The 26,512-nt window shown below is 63.6% G+C and carries 25 protein-coding genes; 5 read left to right on the forward strand and 20 right to left on the reverse strand.

The genetic code is table 11. The annotated features are described in order from the left end of the window. Window positions 1-33: 33 nt before the first annotated feature. From MnOB_RS04915 to MnOB_RS04925, 3 genes are all read right to left on the reverse strand, one after another. A complete protein-coding gene (locus tag MnOB_RS04915; RefSeq protein ID WP_077522599.1) occupies window positions 34-1,290 on the reverse strand; it encodes an aromatic amino acid transport family protein in 1,257 nt (418 codons plus the stop codon). Window positions 1,291-1,564: 274 nt separating this feature from the next. Then, the gene (tadA, locus tag MnOB_RS04920) at window positions 1,565-2,056 is read right to left on the reverse strand and encodes a tRNA adenosine(34) deaminase TadA (protein ID WP_077522601.1); all 492 of its coding nucleotides are present in this window, start codon (window positions 2,054-2,056) and stop codon (window positions 1,565-1,567) included. A 7-nt stretch (window positions 2,057-2,063) separates the two neighbouring features. Then, on the reverse strand, window positions 2,064-3,428 hold the full coding sequence (locus tag MnOB_RS04925) for a multicopper oxidase family protein (RefSeq protein WP_077522603.1): 1,365 nt from the start codon (window positions 3,426-3,428) through the stop codon (window positions 2,064-2,066). Between the two features lie 214 nt (window positions 3,429-3,642). On the opposite strand from MnOB_RS04925, the gene MnOB_RS04930 reads away from it, so the two are divergent. Continuing rightward, the gene (locus tag MnOB_RS04930; protein WP_077522605.1) at window positions 3,643-4,296 is read left to right on the forward strand and encodes an intradiol ring-cleavage dioxygenase; all 654 of its coding nucleotides are present in this window, start codon (window positions 3,643-3,645) and stop codon (window positions 4,294-4,296) included. A gap of 175 nt (window positions 4,297-4,471) precedes the next feature. On the opposite strand, the gene guaA is transcribed toward MnOB_RS04930, so the two are convergent. The 3 genes from guaA to MnOB_RS04945 all read right to left on the reverse strand — a co-directional run bounded on the left by guaA (window position 4,472) and on the right by MnOB_RS04945 (window position 8,278). After that, window positions 4,472-6,049, reverse strand: coding sequence for a glutamine-hydrolyzing GMP synthase (gene guaA, locus MnOB_RS04935; protein WP_077522607.1), 1,578 nt, complete (start codon window positions 6,047-6,049; stop codon window positions 4,472-4,474). 80 nt (window positions 6,050-6,129) lie between these two features. Further along, window positions 6,130-7,599: an IMP dehydrogenase gene (guaB, locus tag MnOB_RS04940; protein WP_077522736.1), complete on the reverse strand. Its 1,470-nt coding sequence runs from the start codon at window positions 7,597-7,599 to the stop codon at window positions 6,130-6,132. A 127-nt stretch (window positions 7,600-7,726) separates the two neighbouring features. After that, complete coding sequence (locus MnOB_RS04945) at window positions 7,727-8,278, reverse strand: sugar ABC transporter ATPase (RefSeq protein ID WP_077522609.1); 552 nt, start codon at window positions 8,276-8,278, stop codon at window positions 7,727-7,729. 100 nt (window positions 8,279-8,378) lie between these two features. Here MnOB_RS04945 and xseA point away from each other — a divergent pair, with 100 nt between their 5' ends. The 4 genes from xseA to leuA all read left to right on the forward strand — a co-directional run bounded on the left by xseA (window position 8,379) and on the right by leuA (window position 13,938). Next, window positions 8,379-9,758, forward strand: a complete 1,380-nt coding sequence (gene xseA, locus MnOB_RS04950) for an exodeoxyribonuclease VII large subunit (protein WP_077522611.1) — start codon at window positions 8,379-8,381, stop codon at window positions 9,756-9,758. Between the two features lie 2 nt (window positions 9,759-9,760). Next, entirely contained in the window at window positions 9,761-10,582 is an 822-nt protein-coding gene (locus MnOB_RS04955) for a peptidoglycan DD-metalloendopeptidase family protein (RefSeq protein ID WP_077522613.1), read from the forward strand. Window positions 10,583-10,690: 108 nt separating this feature from the next. Beyond that, window positions 10,691-11,914 carry a mechanosensitive ion channel family protein gene (locus tag MnOB_RS04960; RefSeq protein WP_077522615.1) on the forward strand — a complete coding sequence of 408 codons (1,224 nt, stop codon included), beginning with the start codon at window positions 10,691-10,693 and terminating at the stop codon, window positions 11,912-11,914. Between the two features lie 353 nt (window positions 11,915-12,267). Further along, window positions 12,268-13,938, forward strand: coding sequence for a 2-isopropylmalate synthase (gene leuA / locus MnOB_RS04965; protein ID WP_077522618.1), 1,671 nt, complete (start codon window positions 12,268-12,270; stop codon window positions 13,936-13,938). 138 nt (window positions 13,939-14,076) lie between these two features. On the opposite strand, the gene MnOB_RS04970 is transcribed toward leuA, so the two are convergent. From MnOB_RS04970 to fdx, 14 genes are all read right to left on the reverse strand, one after another. Continuing rightward, window positions 14,077-14,442: a winged helix-turn-helix transcriptional regulator gene (locus MnOB_RS04970; RefSeq protein WP_077522620.1), complete on the reverse strand. Its 366-nt coding sequence runs from the start codon at window positions 14,440-14,442 to the stop codon at window positions 14,077-14,079. Window positions 14,443-14,455: 13 nt separating this feature from the next. After that, window positions 14,456-15,250: an amidohydrolase gene (locus MnOB_RS04975; RefSeq protein ID WP_077522622.1), complete on the reverse strand. Its 795-nt coding sequence runs from the start codon at window positions 15,248-15,250 to the stop codon at window positions 14,456-14,458. Further along, window positions 15,238-16,386 carry a pyridoxal phosphate-dependent aminotransferase gene (locus tag MnOB_RS04980; RefSeq protein ID WP_077522624.1) on the reverse strand — a complete coding sequence of 383 codons (1,149 nt, stop codon included), beginning with the start codon at window positions 16,384-16,386 and terminating at the stop codon, window positions 15,238-15,240. Before MnOB_RS04980 ends, MnOB_RS04975 begins: the two co-directional genes overlap by 13 nt. 220 nt (window positions 16,387-16,606) lie before the next feature. Then, entirely contained in the window at window positions 16,607-18,085 is a 1,479-nt protein-coding gene (gene der, locus MnOB_RS04985; RefSeq protein WP_077522626.1) for a ribosome biogenesis GTPase Der, read from the reverse strand. Between the two features lie 78 nt (window positions 18,086-18,163). After that, window positions 18,164-19,306, reverse strand: a complete 1,143-nt coding sequence (gene bamB, locus MnOB_RS04990) for an outer membrane protein assembly factor BamB (RefSeq protein ID WP_199824475.1) — start codon at window positions 19,304-19,306, stop codon at window positions 18,164-18,166. 1 nt (window position 19,307) lies between these two features. After that, complete coding sequence (locus tag MnOB_RS04995) at window positions 19,308-19,946, reverse strand: YfgM family protein (protein WP_077522628.1); 639 nt, start codon at window positions 19,944-19,946, stop codon at window positions 19,308-19,310. 31 nt (window positions 19,947-19,977) lie between these two features. After that, window positions 19,978-21,267, reverse strand: coding sequence for a histidine--tRNA ligase (gene hisS, locus MnOB_RS05000; protein ID WP_077522630.1), 1,290 nt, complete (start codon window positions 21,265-21,267; stop codon window positions 19,978-19,980). 14 nt (window positions 21,268-21,281) lie between these two features. Then, a complete protein-coding gene (ispG, locus tag MnOB_RS05005; RefSeq protein WP_077522632.1) occupies window positions 21,282-22,394 on the reverse strand; it encodes a flavodoxin-dependent (E)-4-hydroxy-3-methylbut-2-enyl-diphosphate synthase in 1,113 nt (370 codons plus the stop codon). A 3-nt stretch (window positions 22,395-22,397) separates the two neighbouring features. Further along, window positions 22,398-23,492 carry a RodZ domain-containing protein gene (locus tag MnOB_RS05010; RefSeq protein WP_077522635.1) on the reverse strand — a complete coding sequence of 365 codons (1,095 nt, stop codon included), beginning with the start codon at window positions 23,490-23,492 and terminating at the stop codon, window positions 22,398-22,400. Further along, the gene (pilW, locus tag MnOB_RS05015; protein ID WP_077522638.1) at window positions 23,489-24,244 is read right to left on the reverse strand and encodes a type IV pilus biogenesis/stability protein PilW; all 756 of its coding nucleotides are present in this window, start codon (window positions 24,242-24,244) and stop codon (window positions 23,489-23,491) included. The genes MnOB_RS05010 and pilW overlap by 4 nt, the downstream gene beginning before the upstream one ends. Before the next feature lie 13 nt (window positions 24,245-24,257). Next, a complete protein-coding gene (rlmN, locus tag MnOB_RS05020; protein WP_077522640.1) occupies window positions 24,258-25,406 on the reverse strand; it encodes a dual-specificity RNA methyltransferase RlmN in 1,149 nt (382 codons plus the stop codon). Window positions 25,407-25,430: 24 nt separating this feature from the next. Further along, window positions 25,431-25,862 (reverse strand): nucleoside-diphosphate kinase, encoded by a 432-nt coding sequence (gene ndk, locus MnOB_RS05025; RefSeq protein WP_077522642.1) that lies wholly within the window; start codon window positions 25,860-25,862, stop codon window positions 25,431-25,433. 103 nt (window positions 25,863-25,965) lie between these two features. Continuing rightward, window positions 25,966-26,166, reverse strand: coding sequence for a Fe-S cluster assembly protein IscX (gene iscX / locus MnOB_RS05030; RefSeq protein ID WP_077522644.1), 201 nt, complete (start codon window positions 26,164-26,166; stop codon window positions 25,966-25,968). Between the two features lie 2 nt (window positions 26,167-26,168). Beyond that, window positions 26,169-26,507, reverse strand: coding sequence for an ISC system 2Fe-2S type ferredoxin (gene fdx, locus MnOB_RS05035; RefSeq protein ID WP_077522646.1), 339 nt, complete (start codon window positions 26,505-26,507; stop codon window positions 26,169-26,171). Window positions 26,508-26,512: the final 5 nt, after the last annotated feature.

A 26,512-nucleotide genomic window follows, 5' to 3' on the forward strand; every position in this document is an offset into this window, starting at 1 on the left:
CCGCATTGAAGCGGGCTTTTTCATGTCTGGCAATCACCAGCCGGATGGCAGCAGGTTGAGCGCGCTACAGATGGCATAAGCGGCGCTGGCCAGGTAGATCATCACAATGAACACCTGGATCAGCGGATGGGCGATCCAGCCACACTGCCAGGCCGGTTGCAGATCCCCGTGGCGACGAGCAGATCGCAGCATGAGGATCGGCATGATGGACAGGATCACGCCACTGAAGGCACCGGCGAAGTACAGCGCGTTAACGAAGCCCACCATGCCGCTGTAGGCCAGCAGGAAAGGTGGTACGCACACGATTCCGAGCACCAGAAGACGGGTCTTCGGCTGATTTTCCGGACCGAGCTTGTGAAACTTGTCGAAGATGTTGGTCAGAAAGCTGCCACCCAACCCCCAGTAGGAGGTCAGCATGGCGCAGAGGGCGAACGTGTTGGCGGTGTAGAACGCCCACTGTCCCAGCGCCTGGCCCCACGCCAGCGTGGCGACTTCAGTCTGGTTTTCCAGCCCGTTCAGGGAAATCACTGACATGGGCACGATCGCCAGCAGGCAGAAGGTCACCAGCATGCCGGTGATCACCGCCTTGGGCAGTTGCGACGGTGCATGGCTGAATCCACGGGCCATCTCCGGGACGATGTACTGCGCGGAGAAGCAGAACACCGCGATGTTGAACACCGGCACCATGTAGATCCAGTCACCTTCCAGCAGGCGGGCAACGTCGGTGTTCTCGTTGACCAAGGTGGCGACCACCAGCACCACGATCATGCTGACCATGCCGATGCTGATGAACTTTTCACCCTTGCCGATCGCGCCCAGGCCGAGATAGAGCACCAGCGCCGCCGGCAGGAAGAACAGCAGGCTGCCCAGCGCCGGACTGATACCGAAGAAGGCGCTGAGGATCTTGCCGCTGCCGCTCATATAGGCGATCAGCGCACCGATGCTGTTGACCGCAACCGAAAGAAAAATGGCCCAGGCACCGAACGAACCCACGTAGCGCTGTGCGAGTCCACTCAGCTGGTTGTGGGTACGGGTCCGCAGCGCGGTTTCCGACACATAAAGCATGGAAATGGTGGTGAACACGCCCGCCACCGCGAGCCACAGCAACAAGGGCATGAAGCCGGCCTTGCGGCTGGCATAGGCCATGGAGAGCACGCCAGCCCCGATGTTGGTGCCTACGATCATGGCGACGGCTTCAAGGAAGCTCAGCCGATGGACTGCCAGTCCCGACGCATCGACTGGCTCCGCCCCAACCTGATCCTGGTACGACTGGACCCTGGTTTCACTCATAACAGCACCCTCAACAACACATTCATGTTTTCAGGAGGACCCTGACCTGAAGCTGCCATGGCCTTTCCGTCAAACGGTGAAACGGGCACTGCGGGACAACGGGATTGCGGGCGCCTCCTGGCGGTGGCCCCTATCGGAGCCTTCCCCAGCGACTCGTGAACGAGACGCTCTGGGCCGCCCATTTTGGACGGCCGCGCACCTTAGCACAGGAGAATTCAGGGTCTAGCGGCAATTGGCCCGACCTTGGTCGAATAGCCTGTCGGAAGCGTCCGAGTCAGACGTCCTTGCGCGCGGCTCGACGGGCCTGGAAGAAGGCGGAAAGCATCTCGCTGCACGCCTGCGCCAACACTCCGCCCTCCACCAGCACCCGGTGATTGAGGAATTCCTGGTTGAAGAACTGGCCACGGCTGACCACCACGCCCGCCTTGGGCTCGGTGGCACCGTAGACGACGCGGGTAATCCGCGAATGGACGATGAGCCCGGCGCACATGCTGCAGGGCTCGAGCGTGACGTAGAGGGTGCTTCCCACCAGGCGATAGTTCTCCAGGCGGCTGGCGGCGTCGCGCACCGCCACCATCTCGGCATGGGCACTGGGGTCGTGGCCGGAGATCGGGCAATTGAAACCGCGCCCGACGATCTCGCCATCCTTGACCAGTACCGCGCCTACCGGCACTTCCCCCAAGGCCGCGCCCTGCTGGGCCAGGGAGAGGGCTTCACGCATGAAATGTTCGTCGCGGCTGCGGTCGATGATCTGGGGCTGGCGCATGGCGGGTTCAGACAACCTCGATGGCGGCCATCAGACCGGTTTCCATATGGTCGATGACGTGGCAGTGGAACATCCAGACACCCGGGTTCTCCGCCACCAGCGCGATGCGCGCGGTCTCGTTCTTGCCCAGCAGGTAGGTGTCGGTGAAGTACGGAATGATCGACTTGCGGTCCGAGTCCAGCACCTTGAACGCCATGCCGTGCAGGTGGATGGGGTGCAGGTACTGGGCCATATTGCGCAGCTCGAAGATGTAGTGGCCATCCTTCTTCAACCGGGCAATGGGGCGGTCCGCGCAGGTCTTGTCGTTGATGTCCCAGGCCTTGCCGTTGATCTGCCAGTAGTTGCTCGGACGTCCGGCGGCGCTGGCCAGGGTCGCGGCCCACTCGAAGTTGAAACGCAGCACCTGGGCCTTCTCCAGGTCGGGCTCGGGTACCGGGTTGTCCGGCAGCGGCGCCGGCCAGTCACCGGGCGCCTCGCTGCTGGCCACGCTCTTCAGCGTCGCCAGGCGCAATGGACCATTGCGCAGTGGCACCTCGGTGCCTTCGGCCGGCACCTTGATCGCCAGTTCGATGCGCATGCCCGGTCCCAGCCAGTACTCCTTACCGAGGTCGCGCGGTTTCACCGGGTGACCATCGAGGGAATAGATGCGCGCTTCGCCACCCGGCAGGTTGAGCCGGTAGGTGACGGTGTTGTCCAGGTTCAGGATGCGCAGGCGCACCACTTGCCCCGCGGGCAGTTCAATGGTCGGCAGCGACTTGCCGTTGATGGTGCTCAGGCGGCCACGGGTGCCTTCACGGGCGGCCTCGCGGGGGACGCTGAAGGCAGTGAAGGCGCCTTCCTGATCCACGTGCCAGGTCTTCAGGCTGAGCACTTTCTCGTGCTTGAAGCCGGAAGGCTCACGCTCTTCGACGATCAGTGGACCGACCAGGCCGCGCCCCAGCTGATGGGCGCTGGACAGGTGCGGGTGGTACCAGAAACTGCCCGCATCGTCGGTCTTGAAACGGTAGTCGAAGTATTCGCCGGGCAGCACCGGCAACTGCGAAACGTAGGGAACACCATCCATTTCCAGGGGCACACGGATGCCGTGCCAATGGATGGTGGTGGGTTCGTCGAGCTTGTTGATGAAGCGCACCCGCAGCCAGTCCCCCTGGCGCGAGCGCAGCTCGACACCCGGCGCCTGACCACCATAGGCCCAGGCAGGCGTGGTGTGGCCTGGAACCAGCTCGAGATCCAGCTGCGCGGCGATCAGCTCGTAGTCGTGGGTCTTGGCATCCAGGGTGCGGCCCAGCCAATAGCGAGCGCCACCGGCACCAAGACCGACAATGCCGAGGCCGGCAAGGCCGCCGAGAATCTGTCTGCGAGTGAAGGTCATGGGGGTCAGGCTCCTCTGGGGAAGAACGGGGCTGTCCCATCGGCTAATCGAACCAGCCTCTGTCGGGCCGGCTTTGGGGCGCACAAGATACACCCAGGGGCTGTGAAAGATAAGTAAAAGCATCTGCATCGGCCGCGACCGATGGGCGCAGCAGCCGGTCCGCGCCAGGTCTAGGCTGAATGTGAGGTCCGACTCTCTACAGAGGAACGTCTCCGTGCATCCCACCCGCCGCCAAGTGATGCAACTCGGTCTCGGCGGTCTGGTGCTATTGAACTGGCCGCGTTTCGGCCAGGCCGATACCACCAGGACCTGCCGCCTCAGCCCGGCGCAGACCGCCGGCCCCTTCTACCTGGAAGATGCGCTATTGCGCCAGGACATCACGGACGGCAAACCAGGCACAGCTTTGCGACTGCAGTTCGAGGTGCTGCAGCTCGACAGCTGTCGCCCATTGGGCGATGCCGCCCTGGAGATCTGGCACTGCGATGCGCACGGCGCCTATTCGGGCGTGGGGAGCGACGCGGCGAGCCGCTTTCTGCGTGGCGTACAGATCACCGACGACGACGGTCGCGCGGAGTTTCACAGCATCCTCCCTGGCTACTACCCCGGCAGAACCAACCATGTGCACCTGAAGGTGCATCTGAGCGAGCGGGATATCCACACCGGGCAGCTGTACTTCCCCGAATCGGTCATCCGCCCGGCGATGGCGAAACCGCCCTACTCCCACCCCGACCAGGAGTGGACATCGCTGGAGCAGGACTATGTCTTCCGCCGCCAGGACGGCGAACAGTCGGTCGCGGAGCTGGTGGAAGATGGCGACGGATTCATTGCGCGACTGACGCTGGTGGTCGATACCCACGCCAACGTCTGACAACTGAATCTGACCCGTAGGGTGCGCCATGCGCACCAGGAATTGCGTGCAGGAAAAGCGGTGCGCGCAGCGCACCCTACGTCCAGCCCTTCCCCCCCAGAGGCCGCCCCAAAACAAAACCGGCCAGGCTTTGAGGCCTGGCCGGTTCCGTTTCGCTAGCGCTTGCGCACTCGCGTCATTCCCACTCGATGGTCGCCGGCGGTTTGCTCGACACGTCGTAGGTGACGCGGGAGATGCCTTCGATCTCGTTGATGATGCGGTTGGAGACGGTCTCCAGCAGCTCATAGGGCAGGTGCGCCCAGCGAGCGGTCATGAAGTCGATGGTTTCCACTGCGCGCAGGGCCACGACCCAAGCGTAGCGACGGCCATCGCCGACCACGCCAACGGATTTCACCGGCTGGAACACCACGAAGGCCTGGCTGGTCTTCTGGTACCAGTCCGCCTTGTGCAGCTCTTCGATGAAGATGTGGTCGGCACGACGCAGCAGGTCGGCGTATTCCTTCTTCACTTCGCCGAGGATGCGCACGCCCAGGCCCGGGCCGGGGAACGGGTGGCGGTAGACCATGCTGTAGGGCAGGCCCAGTTCCAGACCGATCTTGCGCACTTCATCCTTGAACAGCTCGCGCAGCGGCTCGACCAGTTCGAACTGCATGTCTTCCGGCAGGCCACCGACGTTGTGGTGGGACTTGATCACGTGGGCCTTGCCGGTCTTGGCGCCGGCCGACTCGATCACGTCGGGGTAGATGGTGCCCTGGGCGAGGAACTTGATGCCCTGCAGCTTGGTGGCTTCTTCATCGAACACTTCGATGAAGGTGCGGCCGATGATCTTGCGCTTCTCTTCCGGGTCGGCGACGCCGGCCAGGCGAGAGAGGAACTTCTCTTCAGCGTTGGCGCGAACCACGCGTACACCCATGTTCTCGGCGAACATGGCCATCACGTGATCACCCTCGTGCAGGCGCAGCAGGCCGTTGTCGACGAAGACGCAGGTCAGCTGGTCGCCAATGGCGCGGTGCAGCAGCGCCGCTACCACGGAGGAGTCCACGCCGCCGGACAGGCCCAGCAGCACCTTGGACGAGCCCACCTGGGCACGGACGGTGGCGATGGCATCTTCGACGATGTTGGACGGGGTCCAGAGAGCGGCACAGCCGCAGATATCCAGCACGAAGCGGGAAAGGATACGGCCGCCCTGCTTGGTGTGGGTCACTTCCGGGTGGAACTGCACGCCGTAGTAGGCACGGTGATCGTCAGCCATGGCGGCGATCGGGCAGCTCGGGGTGCTGGCCAGGATGTGGAAGCCGGACGGCATGTCGGTGACCTTGTCACCGTGGCTCATCCAGACGTCGAGACCGAGTACGCCGTCGTCATCGATATGGTCTTCGATGCCGTCCAGCAGGCGGGCCTTGCCGACCACGTCGACACGGGCGTAACCGAATTCGCGCAGGTCGGAACCCTGCACCTTGCCACCCAGTTGCTCGGCCATGGTCTGCATGCCGTAGCAGATGCCGAACAGCGGCACGTTCAGGTCGAACACGGCCTGCGGCGCACGCGGGCTGTTGGCTTCGTGCACCGATTCGGGGCCGCCGGCGAGGATGACGCCGCGCGGCGCGAAGGCGCGAATCGCCTCGTTGCTCATGTCGAACGGGTGGATTTCGCAGTACACGCCGATCTCGCGCACACGACGGGCGATCAGCTGGGTGTACTGGGAACCGAAGTCGAGGATCAGGATCCGGTGGGCGTGAATGTCTTGGGACATGGCCATCTCTCGTTACGGAATTCACAAACGACACGGGGCTGAATCAGACAGCCCCGTGACGCACTAGCTTTAAGTCAGCCTCAACCAACGCGGTAGTTCGGGGCTTCCTTGGTGATCTGTACGTCGTGGACGTGGGACTCGGCCATGCCGGCGCCGGTGATGCGGACGAACTGCGGCTTGGTACGCATTTCCTCGACGGTGGAGCAACCGGTGTAGCCCATGGAGGCACGCAGGCCGCCCATCAGCTGGTGGACGATGGCGGTCAGGGTGCCCTTGTACGGAACGCGGCCCTCGATGCCTTCCGGAACCAGCTTCTCGGCGCCTGCCGAGGAGTCCTGGAAGTAACGGTCAGAGGAGCCCTGGGACTGCGCCATGGCGCCCAGCGAGCCCATGCCGCGATAGGCCTTGTAGGAACGGCCCTGGAACAGTTCGACCTCGCCCGGTGCCTCTTCGGTACCGGCGAACATGGAGCCCATCATCACGCAGGAAGCACCCGCCACGATGGCCTTGGACAGGTCACCGGAGAAGCGGATGCCGCCGTCGGCGATCAGCGGAATGCCGGAGCCGGCCAGAGCGGCGGCGACGTTGGCGATGGCGGAAATCTGCGGTACGCCGACACCGGCAACGATACGGGTGGTGCAGATGGAGCCCGGGCCGATACCGACCTTGACCGCGTCAGCGCCAGCCTCGGCCAGGGCCTTGGCGGCGTCGCCGGTGGCGATGTTGCCGCCGATCACCTGTACGTGCGGGTAAGTGTCCTTGACCCAGCGCACGCGCTCGATCACACCCTTGGAGTGGCCGTGGGCGGTGTCCACCACCACCACGTCGACACCCGCGGCAACCAGTGCGGAAACGCGCTCGCCGGTGTCAGCGCCGGTGCCTACGGCAGCGCCTACGCGCAGGCGGCCCAGGTCGTCCTTGGAAGCCAGCGGATAGGTCTTGGCCTTCTCGATATCGCGGAAGGTCACCAGGCCGCGCAGATAGAAGTTCTCGTCGACCACCAGCATCTTCTCGATGCGGTTTTCGTAGAGCTTGACCTTCATCTCTTCCAGCGGGGTGCCTTCGCGGGCGGTAACCAGCTTGTTCTTCGGCGTCATGATGGCGGCGACGGTGTCACCGACATTCGGTTTGAAGCGCAGGTCGCGGCCGGTCACGATGCCGACCAGCTCGCCCTCTTCCACCACCGGGAAGCCGGAGAAGCCGTATTCGCGGGCGATCTGCAGCAGCTCGATGATCTTGGTGGAGGGGGTTACGGTCACCGGGTCACGGACAATTGCGGTCTCGTGGCGCTTGACCTTGCGCACCTCGGAAGCCTGCTGCTCGATGGTCATGTTCTTGTGGATGATGCCGATGCCGCCTTCCTGAGCCATGGCGATGGCCAGACGCGCTTCGGTCACGGTATCCATCGCGGCGGAAACCAGCGGGATGTTCAATTCGATGCCGCGGGTCAGGCGGGTCTTGAGGCTGACATCCTTCGGCAGAATCTCGGAATATCCCGGAATCAGGAGAACGTCGTCGAAGGTCAGGGCTTCTTGGCTGATGCGCAGCATGGCGGGGGCTCCCAGGCGGGAAAATTGGAAGCGCGCCATTATAACGAGGCCACGGCCTCCACTCAACGCAGCCGATGGGCTGTAGAGCGTTTCCCGCAAAAAAACATGCCAAGCCGATCAGTGGTCGTCATCCGTCCGTTCGCACCTGGCGCACGGCGAACCCCAGTCGATCGCTGAAAGCGTCGAGAAATGCTGGGGTGAAGCGGGTTTCGCCCCAGCCGTTGAAGATGAATCCCAGGTTGGAGAAACCGCAGGGCTGGAGGAAGAGGAAACCGTTGATGTCATCCTCGAAGCCGCATTCGGGGCAACTGAAATTGTCCGTCTGCCCCGGCCACCACTCCTCCAGGCTCTCGAACAGCGGCTCTCCCACTTCCTGGCGGCACTTCGGACAACCCGCTTCGTTGAGGAAATTGCGGGTAGGTGTGTAGATGCAGCGCTTGTCCACCAGTTCGAGGCCGTTCACCGACTGGCCAAATGGCAAGCGCTCGGGATTCTCCACCACCTCGCGCGCGCCAGCGGCGATGGCGTAAGCCATGCGATTGCCACGCAGGCCACAGGTGCTCGGCAGTGCCTCGACTACCTCGCGCCGTGCCAGCCAGCGCAGCATGCGCCCCGCCAGGGCCTGATGGCCGGGCACAGTGGAAATCTGCGGCACGATGATCAACTGACTCGATTCCATCGCGGGTCTCCTGCTTGGGTGGAAAGGGCGCGCAGCTTAAACGTCATCCCTCACTCGTCAACTATGGCGCATGGCGACAAAGCCATTATCATTTCCACCCATGCTCAAAGACCCCTTCCAACGGCTCGGCCTCGATCGCGAGGTGCTGACCGTCAGCCAGCTCAACCAGCGCGCCCGCCATTTACTGGAGGACGTGTTTCCGCAGGTCTGGGTGGAAGGCGAGATCTCCAACCTCGCCCGTCCCGCTTCCGGCCATCTCTACTTCACCCTCAAGGACGCCCAGGCCCAGGTTCGCTGCGCCCTGTTCCGACAGAACGCCCAGCGCGTGCGCCAGGCCCTGCGCGATGGCCTGGCCGTGCGCGTGCGCGGCAAGGTTTCGCTGTTCGAAGGGCGTGGCGACTACCAGCTGATCGCCGATACGGTCGAGCCAGCCGGCGATGGCGCCCTGCGCCTGGCCTTCGAGGCGTTGAAGGAGAAGCTCGCCGCCGAAGGCTTGTTCGCCACCGAACGCAAACGCCCGCTGCCCGCTCACCCGCAACGCATCGGCATCATCAGTTCGCCCACAGGCGCCGTGATCCGCGACATCATCAGCGTGTTCCGCCGTCGTGCGCCGCAGGTGCAGCTGACCCTGATCCCCACGGCCGTCCAGGGCCGCGAAGCCACCGCGCAGATCGTTCGCGCCCTGGCGCTAGCCGATACGCAGGGCTTCGATGCGCTGATACTCGCCCGGGGCGGCGGTTCCCTGGAGGACCTCTGGTGCTTCAACGAAGAAGCCGTGGCGCGCGCCGTGGCCGCCTGCCAGACGCCCATCGTCAGCGCCGTGGGCCATGAAACGGACGTTTCCATCAGCGACTTCGTTGCCGATGTACGCGCCCCTACCCCATCGGCCGCTGCCGAACTGCTGGCGCCCGACGCAAGCGAGCTGCAGCAGCGCCTCGATGGCCTGCACCGCCGCCTCGTCCTGCGCCTGCGGGAACAGCTGACCCGTGAGCGCCTGCGCCTGGACGGCCTGTTCCGACGCCTGCGTCACCCCGGCGAACGCTTGCGCCAGCAAGCCCAGCGCCTGGACGACCTGGACATGCGCCTGCGCCGCGCCTTCGAGCGAAGGCAGCAGATTCGCCACGAGCAACTGGCGCGCCTGGATACCCGCCTCGCTGCACAGCATCCGGGGCGCAGCCTGGCGCTCCTGCGACAGAAGCTCGACAGCCTCGCCGAGCGCCTGCCCCGCGCCGCCCGCGATGCCCTCAAGGACCGTCGCCAGCGCCTCGACGCCCTCGCCCAGACCCTGCACGTGGTCAGCCCCCTGGCCACACTCGGGCGCGGCTACAGCATCCTGCTCGACGAGCGCGGCCAGGCCGTCCGCGCCGCCAGCCAGACCCGCCCCGGCCAGCGCCTGAAGGCCCGACTCGGTGAAGGCGAGCTGGACGTGCGGGTTGAAGACAACCACCTCACCCCCGTGAACCTCTCCCTGCTGGATTGATAATGCGCCTGCTTGCCGCCCTGCTCTTCTGCCTTGCCCTCCCCGCCCATGCCGAAGGCTTCATCACGCGCCTGCTGAACAAGCCGGTACCGGGTGGCGTGGCGGTGGTCCAACTGGGCAACGGCGCCCAGACCCCCACCGCGCGTTACCAGGGCAAACCCGTGCTGGTGGTGAAGGAAGACGGCCGCGACTGGATCGCCATCGTCGGCATTCCGCTGGGTACCAAGGCCGGCCAGCAGCTGCTCGAGGTCAGCGACGGACGCAAGCTGGCTTTCGCCGTTGGCCCTCGCACCTATCGTGAACAGCACATCAAACTGGCCAATACACGGCAGGTGAACCCGCTGCCGGAAGACCTCAAGCGCATCGACCGCGAACTGGCCGAGCAGACCACCGCCTACCGCCGCTTCAGTCCCGGCTCGCCGAGCAACCTGCTGTTCGACAAGCCGGTGAACGGCCCGCTTTCCAGCCCCTTCGGCCTGCGCCGCTTCTTCAATGGCGAGGAGCGCAACCCGCACTCCGGCCTGGACTTCGCGGTGGGTGCCGGCACGCCGATCAAGGCGCCGGCAGCGGGCAAGGTGATCCTGATCGGCAACTACTTCTTCAATGGCAAGACGGTGTTCGTCGACCATGGCCAGGGCCTGATCAGCATGTTCTGTCACATGTCGAAGGTAGAGGTGAAACTCGGCCAGCAACTGCCCCGCGGCGGTGTGGTCGGCCGCGTCGGCGCCACCGGCCGCGCCACCGGTCCGCACATGCACTGGAATGTCAGCTTGAATGACGTACGGGTGGACCCGGCTATCTTCATCGGTGCCTACAAGCCCTGAGGGACATCCGCGCTTACAGCCTGGGTTTGGACCAGCGGGGCCTATTTGTTATGGTCCGGCGCTTCCCGGGGCCCGCCCCGCTCACCGGATAGATAAAGGGAGCAGCCCATGCAAGAAGAAGCCACCCAGTGGCTGATGTGGCTACGGCAGCACAACGAACTGCACACCGTCGTCTCCACCAGCGCCCTCATCCTGCTGGCCTGGGTTTCCAACTGGATAGTCCGCCGCATTCTCCTGCGCGGCCTGTTCCGCATTACCGGCGCCCATATACAGGACCACGGCCTGATCAAGCGCCTGGCCAACGTGGTGCCCGCCCTGGTACTGGCGTTCGGCGTCAAGATCGTACCGAACCTGCCCACCGCGCTGGTGGAAGTGATCACCAACGTCTGCACCGCCTTCATCATCCTCACCATTGCCCTGGCCCTGAGCGCCGCGCTGAACATCGTCAGCAGCCTCTACCAGCGCCGCAAGGACGCCCACCTGCGGCCCATCAAGGGCTATGTGCAGGTGCTGAAGATCGCCATCTTCGCCATCGCCACCATCCTGATGATCGCCAGCCTGATCGACCGCTCGCCGCTGATCCTGCTCTCCGGCCTGGGTGCCATGGCGGCGGTGTTGCTATTGATCTTCCAGGACACCCTGCTTTCCCTGGTGGCCAGCGTGCAGATCACCTCCAGCGACATCATCCGTGTCGGCGACTGGGTGGAGATGCCGCAGCTCAATGCCGACGGCGACGTCATCGACATCGCCCTGCATACGGTGAAAGTGCAAAACTGGGACAAGACCATCACCACCATCCCCACCAAGCGCTTCATCACCGACTCGTTCAAGAACTGGCGGGGCATGCAGGAATCCGGCGGCCGGCGGATCAAGCGCTGCCTGTACCTGGACCAGAACAGCGTGCATTTCCTCAGCGCGGATGACATCGACCGCCTGCACCGCTTCCGCCTGCTGGACGGTTACCTGAAAGCCAAGGAAAGCGAGTTGCTCAGCTGGAACAGCCAGTTGGATGAATCCCTTCGCCTGCCTATCAACAGCCGCCAGTTGACCAACATCGGCACCTTCCGCGCCTACGTCGAGCACTACCTGCGGGAGAACCTGGACATCCGCAAGGACATGACCCTGATTGTGCGGCAGTTGGCCCCCACCGCCGACGGTCTGCCGCTGGAGCTTTACTGCTTCACCAATACCACCGCCTGGGCGAGTTACGAGTCCATCCAGTCCGACATCTTCGACCATCTGCTGGCGATTCTTCCCGAGTTCGGCCTGCGGGTGTTCCAGCACCCCAGCGGCGCGGACATGCGCACACTTCGTCTGCCAAACGCCGAGTGACCGCGCACTGCCCGCGGATTGCCCGGCACGGGGCTTTTCGCGGGCGAGCTGCTCCACCCGAAAAAAGCAGCGCAATCATCTCTAGAAAACTTCAGCAATCGCGCAATAAATTCCTCCCTTGCAAATTCTTGCGCTCTTTTTCACCGTTTTTTTAACAATGCTTGCCATATTCACGCACGATGAATAGGGTTAGCCCCTATGAAAACCGCACACACCCTCATCCTTCTGCGTCAACACGCCTGCCTGCGATTGGTCAGCCCACGACTGCGTGGCTGAATCCCACCTCCGCCGCACCCGCCGACTTCAATGCCTGGCCGACCACCATACGGCCCGCAGTAAAAAGGATTTGCCCCATGAGCATGCTGAAAGACCCGTCCCGCAAATATCGCGCCTTCCCCGCCATCAATCTGCCGGACCGCACCTGGCCGTCGAAGACCATCACCGAAGTGCCGATCTGGTGCAGCTCCGACCTGCGTGACGGCAACCAGTCGCTGATCGAGCCGATGGATGCGCAGAAGAAGATGCGCTTCTTCAAGACCCTGGTGAAGGTGGGCCTGAAGGAAATCGAGGTGGCTTTCCCCTCTGCCTCGGATACCGACTTCAACTTCGTTCGCGAACTGATCGAAGGCGGGCACATTCCGGATGACGTGACCATTCAGGTGCTGACCCAGGCACGTGAAGACCTGATCACCCGTACCTTTGAGTCGCTGAAGGGCGCGAAGAAGGCCATCGTCCACGTCTACAACGCCACCGCGCCATCCTTCCGCCGCATCGTCTTCAACCAGGACAAGGCCGGTGTGATCGAGATCGCCACCAGCGCCGCCAAGCTGATCAAGAAGCTGGCCGCCGAGCAGCCAGGCACCGACTGGACCTTCCAGTACTCGCCGGAAATCTTCAGCTCCACCGAGCTGGATTTCGCCGTGGAAGTCTGCGATGCGGTAATCGACGTCTGGCAACCGACTCCCGCGAAGAAGATCATCCTCAACCTGCCGGCCACCGTCGAATGCGCAACCCCTAACGTGTACGCCGACCAGATCGAATGGTTCGGGCGTCATGTCAGCCGCCGCGACTCGGTCATCATCAGCCTGCATACCCACAACGACCGTGGCACTGGCGTCGCCGCCACCGAACTGGGCCTGATGGCCGGTGCCGACCGCGTCGAAGGCTGCCTGTTCGGAAACGGCGAGCGCACCGGCAACGTCGACCTGGTGACCCTCGCGCTGAACATGTACACCCAGGGCCTGCACCCGCAGCTGGACTTCTCCGACATCGATGCCGTGCGCAAGGTCGTCGAAGAATGCAACCAACTGCCCGTCCACCCGCGCCACCCCTATGTGGGCGACCTGGTGCATACCGCATTCTCCGGTTCCCACCAGGACGCGATCCGCAAGGGCTTCACCCAGCAGAAGGAAGACGGCGTCTGGGAAGTGCCCTACCTGCCGATCGACCCGGCCGACATCGGCCGCAGCTACGAAGCGGTGATCCGTGTGAACAGCCAGTCCGGCAAGGGCGGCATCACCTTCCTGCTGGAGCAGGAATACGGCATCAGCCTGCCGCGCCGCATGCAGATCGAATTCAGCCAGGTGGTACAGAAGGAAACCGATCGCCTGGGCCTGGAAATGACCGCCGAGCAGATCTACAAGCTGCTGGACGCCGAGTACCTGCAGGCCGCTACCCCATTCACCCTGAAGGGCCATCGCCTGCAGGAAGAGAATGGCACCAGCGCCGTGGATATCGAAGTCCAGGTCAATGGCGAGACCCAGCACCTGCGCGGCATGGGCAAGGGCCCGCTGGAAGCCCTGGTGGCCAGCCTGCCGGTGAAGGTGGAGATCATGGACTACTCCGAGCACGCCATCGGCGCCGGCACCAACGCCAAGGCTGCGGCCTACATCGAGCTGCGCGTTAACGGCGGCCGTGCGCTGCACGGTATCGGCATCGACGAGAACATCACCACTGCGAGCTTCCGTGCCGTGTTCAGCGCCCTCAACCGCGCCCTGAGCCAGGCCGAGGCCGAAGCGGCCTGAAGCCGATAGCGCCATAAAAAACCCCGCCAATCGGCGGGGTTTTCTTTTGTGGGGAAAATGCCGGTGCGCACAGCGCACCCTACGCAGAAGCCTCGCTGGTAGGGTGCGCCGTGCGCACCGCCATCCGGGCCAGTTCGGCTAACCCTGCTGCTGCCAGTGGCATTTGCCCCAGGCGCACATGGAATCCAGCACCGGTTTCAGGCTGATGCCATGTTCGGTCAACCTGTATTCCACCCTTGGCGGCACCTCGGCATACACGGTGCGCGAGACGATACCGTCGCGCTCAAGCTCCCGCAGCTGCTGGGTCAGCATCTTTTCGGTGATGCCCGGCACCAGCCGCTTGAGTTCGGAGAAGCGTCGCGACTCGGGGATCAGGTGGTAGACCAGCAGCGACTTCCATTTGCCGCCGATCACCGCCAGGGTGACCTCCACTGGCGTGTTGTAGACCTTCTCTCCTGCCACGAGCAGGTTGCCCCCGGCAGGTATTGGCTTGTGCTCGCTCATGGATTTCCCCGACTCAAAGGTGCAGGTCGAAGGCGTCTGCGTCGCGCATCGCCGGGAAGCGTTCGCGGTAGGCCGCCAGTTGCGAAGCGGACAGGCTCGCGATGAACACGCCATCGGCATCGGCGGCGTCCAGTAGGTGCTCGCCCTGGAAATCCAGCACCTGGCTGTCGCCACTGTAACCATGGCCCTTGCCGTCAGTGCCGACGCGGTTCACCGCAGCCACGTAGCAAAGATTCTCGATGGCCCGTGCCGGCAGCAGGCGATTCCAGTGATGGCGGCGGGCAGCCGGCCAGTTGGCGGTGTACAGGAGCAGGTCGGTATCGTTGGGATCGCGACTCCACACCGGGAAGCGCAGGTCGTAGCAGATCAGCGGACGCACCCGCCAGCCCTTGAGCTCGAACAGCGCCTGGGTCTCGCCCGGCGTGTAGTGCTTGTGCTCGCCCGCCATGCGGAACAGGTGGCGCTTGTCGTAATGCAGAATCTCGCCATCCGGACGCACCCAGAGCAGGCGGTTGCGATGGCTGCCATCGGCGGCCTGGATGATCACGCTGCCGGTAATCACCGCATCCAGGCGCCGCGCCTGCTCACGCAGCCAAACGTGCGTCGGACCTTCTTCGGGCTCGGCGAGGGCTGCCGAGTCCATGGAAAATCCGGTGGTGAACATCTCCGGCAGGACGATCAGGTCCGCCCCTTTCGCTTGCTCGAGCAGGGTTTCGAAGTGCGCCAGGTTGGCGGCGCGGTCGTGCCAGGCCAGGGTGGTCTGCACCAGGGCCAGCTTGAGGTCAGGCAGGGAGGTCAGATCGCGCATAGCTTTTCCGCCGCCTGGCGCAGCGTCTCCTCACGTTTGGCGAAGCAGAACCGTACCAGGCGCAGGTCTTTCGGCGCTTGCTGGTAGAACACCGAAACCGGAATGGCGGCGACGCCGTGCTCGCGGGTCAGCCATTCGGACATGGCCACGTCGTCCAGGTCGTTGCGAATGGCGCTGTAGTCCACCAGCTGGAAGTAGGTGCCGGCGGCGCGGGTGAAACGGAAGCGCGAACCGGCCAGCAGGTCGCAGAACAGGTCGCGCTTGGCTTGATAGAAGGCCGGAAGCTCAGCCAGGTGCTCCGGGTGCGCAGCCATGAAATCGGCCAATGCCCATTGCAAAGGAGTGACGCCGCAGAAGTTCACGTACTGGTGGACCTTGCGCAACTCGGCAGACAGCGCAGGCGGTGCCACCACGTAGCCCGTCTTCCAACCGGTGACGTGATAGGTCTTGCCGAACGAGCTGACCACGAAGGAGCGGGTGTAGAGCTCGTCATGGGCGAGCACGCTGACGTGACCAACGCCGTCGAACACCAGGTGCTCATAGACCTCGTCCGATACCAGGTAGATATCGCGGTCGCGAATCAGCTCGGCCAACTGGTCCAGTTCAGCGCGGGAGATCAGCGCACCACTGGGGTTGTGCGGGCTGTTGAGGATGATCATGCGGGTGCGCGGGCTGAGCGCATCGCGCATACGCTGCCAGTCGATGGAAAAGCCCGGCAGTGCCAGGGGCACGTGCACGCAGCGGCCGCCAGCGAGTTCCACCGACGGCTCATAGCTGTCGTAGCAGGGGTCGAGGACGATCACTTCGTCGCCTGCGCGGACCACCGCCTGGATGGCGCAGAAGATCGCTTCAGTAGCGCCGGGGGTGACGGTCACCTCGCTGTCGGCGCTGACCTGGCGACCATAGAAGGTGGCGACCTTGGCGGCCACCTGCTCGCGCAGGGCCGGCAGGCCGGTCATGGGCGCGTACTGGTTATGTCCGCTGGCGATGTGCCGGCCGACCGCGTCGCACAGGGCAGCAGGCGCGGGGAAATCCGGGAAGCCCTGGGACAGGTTGATGGCGCCGACTTCAGCGGCGAGCTGGGACATGCGGGTGAAGATGGTGGTGCCGACGTTGGGCAACTTGCTGGCGATCATTTCTTCAGGCTGCTGGCGACTGGGAAGTGTGGGTCATAGCTTAAGGCCTGAGCCATTCCACGACCACAGGAAGCGCCGGTAGGAGCGAGCTCTGCTCGCGAAGCAGTGTGCCTGCCCGATTCGCGAGCAGAGCTCGCTCCTACGAAAGACGAATTCCACCCAAAGTAAGTCCCTGGAAAGAAAAAGGACGCCCGAAGGCGCCCTTTTTCGTTCCGGCGAATCAGCGCTTCTTGTCTCGGCGCTTCTTCTCGGCCTTCTTGTGGTGCGACATGAGGCGGCGCTTCTTGTTCACCTGACGCTCGGTCAAGGTGTTCTTCTTGCCCTCGAAGGGGTTCTCGCCGCCCTTGTACTCGATACGGATCGGCGTACCGACCAGCTTGAGCACACGCCGGTAGGTGTTTTCCAAGTAGCGCGAGTAGGACTTCGGCACCGACTCCACCTGGTTGCCGTGGATCACGATCAGCGGCGGGTTGGCACCACCGAGGTGCGCGTAACGCAGCTTGATGCGGCGACCGTTGACCAGCGGGGGCTGGTGCTCCTGCACCGCGTCCTCGAGGATCTGGGTCAGGCGGCTGGTCGGCCAACGAGTGATGGCCGAGCGGAACGAGTCCTGCACGGACTTGTACAGGTGCCCGACGCCAGTGCCGTGCAGCGCGGAAATGAAGTGGATGTCGGCGAAATCGACGAAGAACAGCCGGCGCTCCAGCTCGGTCTTCACGTAGTCGCGCTCGCTCGGCTCCATGCCGTCCCACTTGTTCAGGGCGATGACCAGCGCGCGGCCGGTTTCCAGCACGAAGCCCAGCAGGTTGAGGTCGTGCTCGACCACGCCTTCTCGGGCATCCATCACGAAGACCACCACGTTGGCGTCCTGGATGGCCTGCAGGGTTTTCACCACCGAGAACTTTTCCACAGCCTCGAAGATCTTGCCCCGACGGCGTACGCCCGCGGTGTCGATGAGGGTGTACTTCTCTTCGTTGCGCTCGAAGGGAATGTAGATACTGTCGCGGGTGGTCCCGGCCTGGTCGTACACGATCACCCGCTCTTCGCCGAGCATGCGGTTGACCAGGGTGGACTTGCCGACGTTGGGGCGACCGATGATGGCGATCTTGATGCCATCCTTCTCGCTCGGGCCCGGGATGCGCTTGGCTTCCTCGCCTTCCGCGACCACTTCGGCCTCGGCGGCTTCCTCTTCATCGGCCTGGTCGTCACGGGGGAACACGCCCAGCGCTTCTTGCAGCATCTGGCTGATGCCACGGCCATGGGCAGCGGCAATCGGCAGCGCGTCACCCAGGCCCAGGGGGCTGAACTCGGCACGGGCGATATCCGGATCGACGGTATCGACCTTGTTCGCCACCAGGAAGCTGCGCTTGTTCCGCTTGCGCAGGTGCTCGGCAATCATCTGGTCGGCGGCGGTCATGCCGGCGCGGGAGTCGACCATGAAGAGCACGGCATCGGCTTCCTCGATGGCCTGCAGCGACTGCTCGGCCATTTTTGCGTCGATGCCTTCCTCGTCGCCGGAGATACCCCCGGTGTCGATGACGATATAGGTGCGACCCTGCCACTTCGCCTCGCCGTACTGGCGGTCACGGGTGAGACCTGCGTATTCCGCGACGATCGCGTTACGGGTCTTGGTCAGGCGGTTGAACAGGGTGGACTTGCCGACGTTTGGCCGACCCACCAGGGCGATTACGGGAACCATGAGGCTCTCCATTCGTTATTTCATAAAACACAAAGGCCGCTGCCGTTCGACGGCAGCGGCCGGGTATCAAGCTTCAGCTTAGCGGATGGTCAGGCCGACCAGCTTTCCGCCGTTGCCGTAGGCATACATCCACTCGCCGACCACCAGCGGACGGGCACGCAGGCCGTCGCCGTCGATCTTCGTGCGGCCGACGAAGTGACCATCCACCTGGCTCAGCAGGTGCAGGTAGCCTTCGAAGTCACCGACCGCCACATAGCTGGAAAACACTTCCGGCGCGGACAGCTGGCGACGGGCCAGGGAATCATTGCTCCAGAGGGCGGAGGCGGAACGCTCATCCACGCCTTCCACGGTGCCATTGGCCAGGCTCACGTAGACGTTACCGAAGCCCTGGGCGACACCGGCGTAGCTGGACGCCTCACGCTGCCAGAGCACACGGCCGCTTTCCAGGTCCAGCGCCGCAACGCGACCCTGGTAGGTGGCCATGTAGAGGGTACCGCCGGAGAGCAGCAGGCCGCCGTCGATGTCCACGACGCGATCCAGCTCGGAGCGGCCCTGGGGCACGGCCACGCGCTGTTCCCAGACCGGAATGCCGCGCTTGATATCCAGCGCGAGCACCTTGCCGGTGGAAAGGCCGGCCACGGCCAGGTTGTTGGTCACGATGGGCGCGCCGGTACCACGCAGGGTCAGCACGGCCGGGGTGTTCTCGTAGATCCAGAGCTGGTTGCCGGTGGCGGCGTCGAAACCGAACAGGGTGTCGTTCTGGGTCTGCACGACCACCACGTCACCGTTGTTGGCCGCCGGAGCCAGCACTTCGCCGTTGACGCGCGCACGCCACTTTTCTTCACCGTTGGTGGCGTCCAGGGCAACGATTTCGCCCTTCAGGGTGCCGACCATCACCAGGCCGTAACCAACGCCAACGGCGCCGGAAACCGGCAGCTCGAGATCCTGTTTCCAGATCACGTCGCCATTGAAGCGATTGAGCGCCATGACCTCGCCGTTCACATCGGAGGCGTAGATGCTGTCGCCATCGACGGCGGGCACCAACAGGTTGTAGGTCTCGCCCTGGCCATCGCCGATCGAACGGCTCCAGCCCTTGTCCAGCGTCACTTCTTCAGTGATGTCGGGCAGTTCGGCCGGCGGCAGTTCCTTCTTGCTGTTGCTGCTGCAGCCCACGGCCAGAACGGCGAGGGCCAGCACTGCGGCATTCTTCCAACGCATCACGTCACGCGTCCCCTTTTGCCAGGTCGTCGAGCTTCATCTGCAGGCCACCCACGGCGGCGTCTTCAGGCAGTGCGGCCTTGGCTTTCAGGTAGGCGGCATGCGCATCGTCGGTGCGACCCAGCTGAACCAGCAGGTCGCCCTTGAGTTCTTCGCGGCTGGCAGCGAAGGCCTTGTCGGCATCGCCATCCAGCAGTTTGAGGGCTTCATCGGCCTTGTTCTGGGCAGCCAGAACACGGGCCAGACGCTGGCGCGCCAGTTCGCCCAGGGTTGCGTCGGCAGGCTTGTCGAGCACGGACTTGAGTTCGGCGGCGGCGTCATCCAGCTTGCCGGCCTCGACCGCGACCTTGGCCACGAACAGGCTGCCGTACTGGGCGTAGTGGGTACCGCCGAAGTCGCTCTTCAGTTTGCCGGCGAGCTCGGCGACCTTCGCCGAATCGGGGGTGCCGCTCGGATTCAGAGCGGTTTCCAGCAGTTGCTGGTAAACGATAGAGGCACCCTGGGCCTGATTGGATTCGTACTTCTGCCAGGCCTGCCAACCAAAGACCACCGCCAGCGCCAATGCGCCGCCAGTGAGCATGGGTTTGCCGTTGCGCTGCCACCAATCCCTGAATTGCGCAATCTGTTCTTCTTCAGTCTGCATGCTTAACCCCGTACTCCTGATCTTTGTTTGCTCAAGCCTGCTTCAGGCAGGCTGCGAGATGCTCGGCCAGAGCATCCCAGGCAATGCTTTGTTGTTCGCTGTCGTCGCGAAGCGGCTTGCAACCTACCACGCGCTTGGCCAGTTCGTCGTCCCCCAGGATCAACGCGTAGCGAGCACCGCTCTTGTCGGCTTTCTTGAACTGGCTCTTGAAGCTGCCGGCACCGGCGTTGACCAGCAGGCGCAGGCCCGGAACGGCGTCGCGCAGCTGCTCGGAAAGACCAAGTGCAGCCAACTCGGCGGTTTCGCCGAAGGCGCAGATATAAACGTCGGCCGGGCTGTTCAGCTCGTCCGGCACCAGGCCGAGGGTTTCCAGCAGCAGCACGAGACGCTCGACGCCCATGGCATAACCCACGCCCGGGGTCGGCTTGCCGCCGAACTGGGAGACCAGGCCGTCGTAACGGCCGCCGGCACAGACGGTGCCCTGGGAGCCCAGCTTGTCGGTCACCCACTCGAAGACGGTGCGGCTGTAGTAGTCCAGACCGCGTACCAACTTCTGATTGATTTCATAGCGAATGCCCACGGAATCCAGTCGCGCCTTGAGGGCTTCGAAATGGACCAGAGACTCTTCGTCGAGGTAGTCGTGCAGGGTCGGCGCATCCACCAGCAGGGCCTGGGTCCCACCGTCCTTGCTATCGAGAATACGCAGGGGATTGGTGGTCAGACGGCGCTGGCTGTCTTCATCCAGCAGGTCGTAACGTTCCTGCAGGTAAGCCACCAGGGCATCGCGGTAGCGAGCACGGGCCTCGCTGGAACCCAGGCTGTTCAGCTGCAGGGTCACGGCGTCAGACAGGCCGAGCTTCTTCCACAGGCGCCAGGTGAGCACGATCAGCTCGGCGTCGATGTCCGGGCCGGGCAGGTTGAAGACTTCCACACCCATCTGGTGGAACTGGCGATAGCGGCCTTTCTGCGGCTTCTCGTAACGGAACATGGGGCCGGCGTACCACAGCTTCTGCACCTGACCGCCACCAGTGAGGCCATGCTCGAGCACGGCGCGCACGCAGCCCGCGGTGCCTTCCGGACGCATGGTCAGCGACTCTTCGTTGCGATCGAGGAAGGTGTACATCTCCTTGTCGACCACATCGGTGCCTTCGCCGATGCCGCGCGCGAACAGCTCGGTGAACTCGAGGATCGGCAGACGGATTTCCTTGTAACCGTAGGAGTCCAGCAGGTCCGCTACGGTGTTTTCCAGATAACGCCAGGCGGGCGTCTGCTCCGGCAGGATGTCGTTCATGCCACGAATGGCTTGCAGGGTCTTGCTCACGTCGATTCCTTGTTTCAGCTACGGGCGATCAGCGCCGCGTCAGCTTCGGCCTTTGCAGCCGCCTTCTCGCGGATGAGCCGTTCCAGCTCGTCCACCAGGTTGTCGTTGTTCAGCTTCTGCGCCGGCTTGCCGTCGATGTAGACCAGATTGTTCGGGGTGCCGCCGGTGAGGCCGATATGGGCCTCCTTGGCTTCGCCCGGACCGTTGACCACACAACCGATGACGGCCACGTCCAACGGCACCAGAAGGTCTTCGAGACGGCCTTCCAGCTCGTTCATGGTCTTGACCACATCGAAGTTCTGCCGCGAGCAGCTCGGGCAGGCGATGAAGTTGATGCCACGGGAACGCAGGTGCAGGGACTTGAGGATGTCGAAGCCGACCTTGACCTCTTCCACCGGATCCGCCGCCAGGGAGATGCGGATGGTGTCGCCGATACCCTCGGCAAGCAGCATGCCCAGGCCCACTGCGGATTTCACGGTACCGGAACGCAGGCCACCGGCTTCGGTGATGCCCAGGTGCAGGGGCTGCACGATCTGCTTGGCCAGCAGGCGATAGGCTTCGACGGCCATGAACACGTCGGATGCCTTCACGCTGACCTTGAAGTCCTGGAAGTCCAGCTTGTCGAGATGCTCCACATGGCGCAGCGCAGACTCCACCAGAGCCTGCGGGGTGGGCTCGCCGTACTTCTTCTGCAGGTCCTTCTCCAGCGAACCGGCGTTGACGCCGATGCGGATCGGGATGCCCTTGTCGCGTGCGGCATCGACCACCGCCCTGACGCGATCTTCGCGACCGATGTTGCCCGGGTTGATGCGCAGGCAGTCGACACCCAGCTCGGCAACGCGCAGAGCGATCTTGTAATCGAAGTGAATGTCCGCCACCAGCGGCACCTGGACCTGTTGCTTGATGCGGCCGAAAGCCTCGGCGGCGTCCATGTCCGGCACGGAAATACGGACGATATCGACGCCGGCATCCACCAGGCGCTGGATCTGCCCCACGGTAGCAGCGACGTCGCAGGTATCAGTGTTGGTCATGCTCTGTACGGCGATAGGCGCATCACCGCCCACCGGAACCGAGCCAACCCAGATTTTCCGCGAGACGCGGCGTTTGATCGGTGATTCGCAATGCATGACTTATTGCCCCAACTTCAGGCGCGCGGTCTCGCCGCGGACGTAAGGCGCCACGTCGACCGACTGGCCGTTGTAGCTGAGCTGGGCGCCACGGGCGAAACCGAGGCGAACTTCCAGCGGTGCCTTGCCGGCCAGCTCCAGGCTGTCACCGGTACGTTTGAGGCCGCTGACCAGCACCTTGCCGTCGGCGTCGGTGACCTGGGTCCAGCAATTGGCAGTGAACTGGATACGCACCACACCCTGGCCCTGCTGCGCGACCACGGGGGCCAGCGCGGGAGCTGCAGGGGCTGCGGGAGCCGGGGTTGCCGCAGCGGCAGCGGGTGCCTCGGGCTGGGCAGCGACCGGCGCAGTGGGAGCGACTGCAGGAGTGGACGGCTGCGCGACGACCGGAGCGCTCGGAGCAGCGGCGACTGTCGGTACCTGGGTCTGCGCCGGCACGGCAGGAGCGACAGGTGCGGTCTCGCCGGCCGGGGCAACCGGTGCGGTAGCTTCGGCAGCCGGCTGTTCAGGCTGGGCAGCGGTTTCCGGCGATACCTGGGCAGGTGCGAGCACCTGGCTTTCCTGGGCCTCGGCTACCGCCTGGTCTTCGGGTTCGTCGAGCGGGTGGATCTGGGTAGTGCCGTCGGCACTTTCCACTTCCACATGCTCCATGTTCACGCTGGCTGCTTCTTCGCTGTTGCGGCTGGAATGCTCCTGCCACCAGAAGAAGCCTACCGCGCCCAGAGCAACCAGGATGATGAAGCTGACGACACGCAGCACGCTCTGGGAAAGGCGGACCGGCTCTTCGATACGCCCCAGGCTGTGCACGTTGCTGCCCGTGGCATCGGTTCCGGTGAAGTGGTCGAACTCGGCGACCAGTGCAGCCTGGTCCATACCCATGAACTTGGCGTACGCGCGCACGTAACCACGGGCAAAGGTGTGCCCTGGCAACTGGTCGAAATCACCGGCCTCGAGCTGGCGCACGGCATGCTCGGTCAGGTTCAGGTGACGGGCGACCTCACCCAGGCTCAGATCCTTGCTCACACGGGCCTGACGCAGGGTTTCACCTGGGTTGGCGCGGGTCGCCGCTACAGCTTCGGGATGCGACGCTTTCATCATTGCTCCGACAGGTATTGCTGATATTCCGGCGTGCCGGGATAAAGTCGTTTGAGTTGCAGACCGAGGCTGGCGGCCTGGTCGCGGTCTTCGAAAATGGTCGCCAGACGCGCACCAAGCAGCAGGCTGCGAGCATTCTGCTGGGCGATCTGCGAGTAGCGCTCGTAAAAGTCGCGGGCCGGTACGTACGCTTTCTCATCGAAAGCCAACTGGGACATTTCCAGCAATGCCAGGGGCTGCTGCCGGTTCAGGCGCAACGCCTTGTCGAAATGCTGCTTGGCCAGGACCGGGTTGTTCATCTTCAGGGCGGTCAGGCCGAGGTTCTCGAACACCCGCGAGCGCTCCGGATAGAGGTTGTCTTCGGCGGCCTGCTGGAAGCGTTCGTAGGCATCCTTGTAGCGCCCCTGCTCGTACAGGAAGGTGCCGTAGTTGTTGAGGATGCGCGAATCGTTGCGGGAAGACAGGGCCTTGCGGTAGTGCTGGTCGGCGAGATCCGGTTCCATCTCGGTCTGGAACACCAGCGCCAGGGCCGCGTTGCCATCGGCGTTGGACGGATCCATCTCCAGGGCTTTCTTCAGCGGGACCTTGGCACGTTCGGTCGCGCCCTGCTTGAGGTAGCCGATGCCCAGGTTGATATAGGCATCGCGTGCTGCATCACGGCCCGCGTCGGTCTTCATCGGGTCGACCTGACCAGTCGACACGCAGGCCGCGAGCAGTACTGAGGAGACGAGGAGCAGCGCAGCGCGCAGGGTCATGGGTTGTCCTTCTCTAGTTCCGGTTCGCGGCGTTACTGGACGCCTCCGCTTCGGCGTTCAGCTGGCGCACGGCGATGTAGCGCTCGCTGCGACGGGTTCGGTCCATGACCTGGCCGACCAGCTGGCCGCAGGCTGCATCGATGTCTTCGCCACGAGTGGTGCGGACGGTGACATTGTGCCCGGCCTTGTGCAACAGGTCCTGGAAGCGGCGGATCGCATTATTGCTCGGCCGCTCGTAACCCGAGTGCGGGAAGGGATTGAACGGAATCAGGTTGATCTTGCAGGGGAAGTCCTTGAGCAACTCGATCATCTGGGTAGCATGTTCGGGCTGGTCGTTGACGTCCTTGAGCAGGGTGTACTCGACGGTCAGCACACGCTTCTCGCCCAGGCGGGAGATGTAGCGGCGGCAGGAGTCGAGCACCACGGCCAGGGGATACTTCTTGTTGATCGGCACCAACTGGTTGCGCAGCGGGTCATTCGGCGCGTGCAGCGACAGCGCGAGGGAAACGTCGATCACCTCGCCCAGCTTGTCGATCATCGGCGCCACGCCCGAGGTGGACAGGGTCACCTTGCGTTTGGAGATGCCATAACCGAGGTCGTCCATCATGATGTTCATGGCGGCGACCACGTTGTCGAAATTCAGCAGCGGTTCGCCCATGCCCATCATCACCACGTTGGTGATGGCACGGTCGATCTTCGCGGGGATGGTCCCGAAGGACTTGTTCGCGATCCACACCTGGCCGATTACCTCGGCGGCGGTGAGGTCGCTATTGAAACCTTGCTTGCCCGTGGAGCAGAAACTGCAGTCCAGAGCGCAACCGGCCTGGGACGAGACACACAAGGTGCCACGGCCGCCTTGCGGGATGTACACGGTTTCGACGCAGCTACCGGAGGCCACACGGACCACCCACTTGCGGGTGCCATCGCTGGAGATGTCCTGGCTGACCACTTCCGGGCCGCGAATCTCGGCAGAGGCCTTGAGCTTGTCGCGCAAGGCCTTGCCGATATTGCTCATGGCGTCGAAATCATCGACGCCAAAGTGGTGAATCCACTTCATCACCTGACCGGCGCGGAAGCGTTTTTCCCCGATGGACTCGAAGAAGCTTTCCAGTTGCGGCTGGGTCAGACCCAGCAGGTTCACTTTACCGGTCGATTCAGTCATGGCTTCACCCTCTCTCATTCGCGATTAGCGAATGCGAGCGCACACCTCGGTGGCGGCGAAGAAGTAGGAGATTTCGCGAGCAGCGGAAGCCTCGGAATCCGAACCGTGTACGGCGTTCTCGTCGATGGAGACGGCGTAGTCGGCGCGGATGGTGCCGGCGTCAGCTTTCTTCGGATCGGTGGCGCCCATCAGCTCACGGTTCTTGGCAACGGCGTTCTCGCCTTCCAGAACTTGAACGACTACCGGGCCGGAGGTCATGAAGGAGACCAGGTCCTTGAAGAAAGGACGCTCTTTGTGCTCGGCGTAGAAACCGCCAGCTTCGCGCTCGGACAGTTGGACCATCTTGGCGGCAACAACGCGCAGGCCGGCTTTTTCGAAGCGGGTGATGATCTCGCCTACGACGTTCTTGGCAACAGCGTCCGGCTTGATGATGGAGAGAGTACGTTCGACAGCCATGGAAAAACTCCAGAAACAAGGATTAAAGCGAAAAATTAAACCCGCGAATTATACGCGGGTTAGGGGGAAATGCGTAGGGCCGGAGCCCAGGGGCGGAAGTCGCTCAGTCGGCTTCTTCGATCCAGGCGGCCTGCACGGCCTCCAGAACCTTCTCGCCACCACGATGCGGATCGTCGGAGAACTCCGGCAAGGCCAGGATCCAGTTGTGCAGATCGACGAAGTTCACGTAACGCGGGTCGACATCCGGCTTGGTTTCAGCGAGCTGGATGGCGATTTCGAGTACGTCAGTCCATTTCAGGCTCATGCTCAGTGACCCTCGGAAACCTGGTTGATGGTGTATTTCGGGATTTCCACCACCAGGTCTTCATCGGCCACCAATGCCTGGCAGGACAGGCGGGAATTTGGCTCCAGGCCCCACGCCTTGTCCAGCATGTCGTCTTCCAGTTCGTCGGAAGATTCCATGGAGTTGAAACCCTCACGCACCACCACGTGGCAGGTGGTGCAGGCACAGGACTTCTCGCACGCGTGCTCGATGTCGATGCCGCTACGCAGAGCGGCATTCAGGATGCTTTCGCCCGGCTGCGCCTCGATCACGGCACCCTCGGGGCAATGCTCGGCGTGGGGCAGGAAGATGATCTGCGGCATTTCTG

The sequence above is a fragment of the Metapseudomonas resinovorans genome, from assembly GCF_002003485.1.
In the GTDB taxonomy this organism is placed as follows: domain Bacteria; phylum Pseudomonadota; class Gammaproteobacteria; order Pseudomonadales; family Pseudomonadaceae; genus Metapseudomonas; species Metapseudomonas resinovorans_D.